The organism is Paenibacillus forsythiae T98 (assembly GCF_000520735.1).
Taxonomy (GTDB): Bacteria; Bacillota; Bacilli; order Paenibacillales; family Paenibacillaceae; genus Paenibacillus_AQ; species Paenibacillus_AQ forsythiae.
On sequence record NZ_ASSC01000413.1, the window covers coordinates 1 to 4,330 of the forward strand.

Consider the following 4,330-nt stretch of genomic DNA (forward strand, 5'->3'; position numbering starts at 1 on the left):
CTGGCAGGCCATCATGCGCATCATGCGCCGTGATGGCTTTTTGCCGTGCCGTGGCTGACGGTGACTGCCTGAATTTCCGGCTCGGCTCGTTAGCGCTCCATAGCTTTTGCGCTGGCCTCCCCCGTCCGGGGAAGACATCTTGGGGCATCAGAAGCGGCCTCATCTGCTTTGCTTTGGAAAGACTTTCATAGTAAACTGTAAAAGTATTGCACATTTTGTCCAAGAAGAAAGGGGTATTTATATATGGCAAAACAAGCGAAAATCACACTTGAGAACGGCGGCGAGGTGCTGCTCGATCTGTTCGATCAGGATGCTCCCAATACCGTAGCCAATTTTGAAAAGCTGGCAAACGACGGGTTCTATAACGGTCTTGTGTTCCACCGCGTAATTCCGGGCTTCGTGGCCCAAGGCGGCTGTCCGAACGGAACCGGCGCCGGCGGCCCGGGCTACACGATCAACTGCGAGATCAACCCGAACAAGCACGAGCGCGGAACGCTTGCTATGGCGCATGCCGGACGCAATACGGGCGGAAGCCAGTTCTACATCTGCTATGCTCCGCAGCCGCATCTTGACGGCCAGCACACCGTATTCGGCAAGGTTGTAAAAGGCATGGAATACGTCGACGCCTTCCAGGGCCGCGACAAGATGACTTCCGTGGAAGTCTACGAAGCGTAACAATACCGGAATTACAGACTCATAAGAGACAGGATTAAGCCGGGCGTACGATCCGATTCATTCGGAGTGCGTCCGGTTTTTCTATATAACAAGCTATTCCTTCGCTCTCCACGCCAGCCTCCCACCATTTACCACGCCCGGACCTCTTGTGCAGATTTGGTTCTCTATAGTAGACTTATTCTATTCCTTACAGCGAACGATCTTCCTGATGGTCTGAACCCCCGAATCGTCCCATGAACAAGGCCGACCAAATTATTCTTTCTTCAGAAGACAAAAAAACCTAGATCGAAAGCGAAAAAGTGGGTAATACAGATTAGGGATATGTGGTACCGCCGCTCCCCGGTACCGTACACCATGCCATACATAGTATTTTTGGAGCGCCGGATCGTCAAGACAGGAGGATGGCAGCTGCGGCAGACAGGCGCAAGCGCCTCCGGCATCGGGAGCTAAAGGATAGACGGGCGTCAGCTTACATAAGCGCGCAAAACGGGATAAATGGTTCTTTTGCAGCCATTATGGCTGTACTTATTGTTATGGACAATTCCCCTGGTTAACGGGCAATCCAATTTATATAGATTTGAACAGCGGTATTTACCGTCAATTGACATGGGAGAGGGGAATAAAGGATGACGTTGCGGAAATTGATTAGGAAAAGAATCGCTATGTGGCTCGTGATCCTGCTGCTGGTTGCCCAATACAGCTATGGGCTCGGGTTCACAACTGAAGTGAAGGCGGGTGCTATCGAGAGCGACACAGATATCATCACCAGCGTTTCAATGGCGGTCTATGGCCCCGGCGGAGAGACGGTTACAGGCGACGTGTACGAGCAGGGCTCTGAAGTAACGCTGAATTATACATGGACCTTGCCGGATGGGCATAGCTACAAGGCCGGGGATACGTTTACTTTCCATCTTCCCGACCAGTTCAAGCTGTACAACGATGTTGGCGGCCCGCTGGCCTCGGATGAAGGGGATGTGGGCAGCTTTACCGTGAACAAGGATAACCATCTTGTCGTCATGACCTTCAACAGCTTTATTGAAAGCCATGACAATGTCCATGGAACGCTGAGCCTCCGCACCAAGTTCGATAAAGAGGTGATCAAAGGAAGTACGGTTCAGGAGATTCTGTTCCCGGTCAACGGGGATACACAGGTCGTCACCCTGCGGTTCAAGCCGAATGTCGCCTCCACTATCGAGAAGAAAGGGACGCCGGAGGGCTACAACGCGCAGAGCATTGCGTGGTCGGTCGATGTGAACAAGACACTGGATTCCGTCTATGGCGCGGAGCTGAGCGATCCCATTCCGGCGGGCTTGACCGCGGATACGGCGACTGCCGCTGTCTACCAGCTTGACGTCCAGTTGGATGGAACGGCGAGCCAAGGCGCTCTCGTAGATTCCGCAAAATATACGCTGGCCGTTCAGGACGGGGCGCTGAAGCTGAAGTTTGCCGATTCCCCGATCACAGGCGCATACCGTCTGGTGTTCTCCACAGCGATTACGGACTTAAGCAAAACGAAATTTACGAATACGGCGTCCTTCTCCGGCGACAATCGGTCACCGGTGACGGCTACGGCAACTGTTGACATTAAGCGCGCGCCGAGCCTGCAGAAGTATTCGTTGGGATACGAGCCTTCCACCCAGACGCTCGCCTGGGGAATCGAATACAATTACAACTACGGAAAGATACCGCAGAGCGAGGCCGTGCTCAAGGATCTGTTCAATGACAGTCAAGAGTTGGTCTCCGGCTCCGTTAAAGTCTACAATGTAAGCGTGGATTCCGATGGAAAGGCAACGGTTGGCACGCAGCTGGCGGAAGGAACGGATTATACGCTTGCGCCGGTAACCCAACCGCCTTCCCCGCCCGGCAACAATAACGGAAAGACCGGGTTTGAGCTGCGGTTTTCGCAGGATGTGACGACGCCTTATTTTATCGAATACAAGAGCAGGAACAAAGGTCGTCTGTTTGATTCGAAACGGATTTTTAACACGGTAACCTCCGGCACATATAAAGCGGAATACAATAGAGATATTCATCCCGTCATTATAACTAAAACGGTCGATGCCGCCGGAGCCGATTACCGCAATAAAATCACAGACTGGAAAATCACGATTAACGAGGACAACTATCCGATGAGCGACGTTGTCGTCAAGGATACTTTTCCTTCCGGCGGCCTTACGTTTATTCCGGAGTCCCTTGTAGTCCGCAACGCTTCGGGCACCGCGCTGGCCGCTTCGGAGTATACTCTGGAGTACGTTCAGCCAGTCGTGCAAGGGAAAGGCTTCACCTTAACTTTCAAGAAGCCGATTACCGGAGAATATACGATCAGCTACAAGCTGCGGTTTGACTATTACGGCATTAAGGACGGCGGGGACAAATTCTACAATACGGCAACCGTTGCCTGGGACGGCGGGACCGCCTCGGCCAAGGCTGTATTCAATCCCCGGGTCGAGGTCAAGAACAACGGATTCAAATATGGACAGTACAATGCGGCATCCAAGGAAATCACCTGGTCGATCGGAGCCAACTATAATGGCAAACCGCGGCAAAATGCGGAGATTGTTGACGCCATAGAGGCGCCGCAGAAGCTGGTTCCCGGATCGGTGAAGATCAAACAGCTGTATTTATGGCCGAATGGCCTGACCTGGAAAATGGCTGACCTGAACGTGGACCATGAGGTTACACTCGGCAGCGACAATGTGCTGAGAGTGAAGCTGAAGGACCCGGTCAATTATCCTTTTTACGTCGAGTTTAAGACGACTCTGGACGGACAGCTTATCGATAATGCCAAAGCCTATAATACGGCAAGAATCTATGACGGGGATAAGAAGGTATCGGGAGATCTGACCGGCGAGGTTACGATTCCTTTTGGCGGAGAATATGTCGTCAAGAACGGAGCCCAGGCCGGCGACAAGATTAATTGGACGATTCATATCAACCGGACTCAATCTTTCATCAAGGATGCGAAGCTAACGGATATCGGAAGCGCGAATCAAATGCTGCTGACCGATTCATTCCATTTGTATCCTACGTCCGTTGCCGAGAACGGCACGGTGACCAAAGCCGGTCCGGAGCTTGTAAAGGGGACGGATTATACCCTGGACATCACCACAACGAATGAAGGCAAGCAGACATTCGTCTTAAGCTTCACAAGCGACATTAAATCCGCGTATATTCTGGAGTATCAGTCGCTGATCGCGGCCAGCAGCGGAGAAGCGGTAACGAATGCTGTAACGCTCAGCGGCAATAATGTGGTGGAAGTAACGAAGGAGACGTCGAAGGAGATTATCGTCGGCGTGTCCAGCGGTTCGGGAACCGGCAGCGGCTCAAGAAGCGTGCTGACGGTCAAGAAGCTTGACGAGAGCGATCAGACGAAGCTTCTCGCCGGAGCGACCTTTAATTTGTATCGTCTGAACGGAAGCGAACGCTTGTTGATTGGAACAAAGACGACAGAAGCGGACGGTACACTTCAATTTAACGGCATATTGTCCGGAAGCTACGTATTGGTGGAAACCAAGGCTCCCGAAGGCTATGCTCCGGGTACTGCCGAGCGTCCGGTGACCGTTGGTTCAGGAGCGAATCTTGTACTGTCGATCACCAATCATAAGCTCGCTTCGCCAACACCGTCCGTGACGCCATCGGCTACGCCGTCCGTGAC

The 4,330-nt window shown here is 52.5% G+C and carries 2 protein-coding genes; both read left to right on the plus strand.

Annotation, left to right across the window (positions count from 1 at the left end):
* Positions 1-243: 243 nt before the first annotated feature.
* Positions 244-675, plus strand: coding sequence for a peptidylprolyl isomerase (locus L692_RS0113260; RefSeq protein ID WP_025700553.1), 432 nt, complete (start codon positions 244-246; stop codon positions 673-675).
* Between the two features lie 662 nt (positions 676-1,337).
* Positions 1,338-4,330, plus strand: a 2,993-nt coding sequence (locus L692_RS0113270; RefSeq protein WP_025700555.1) for a collagen binding domain-containing protein, incomplete at its 3' end; no start/stop codon positions are given.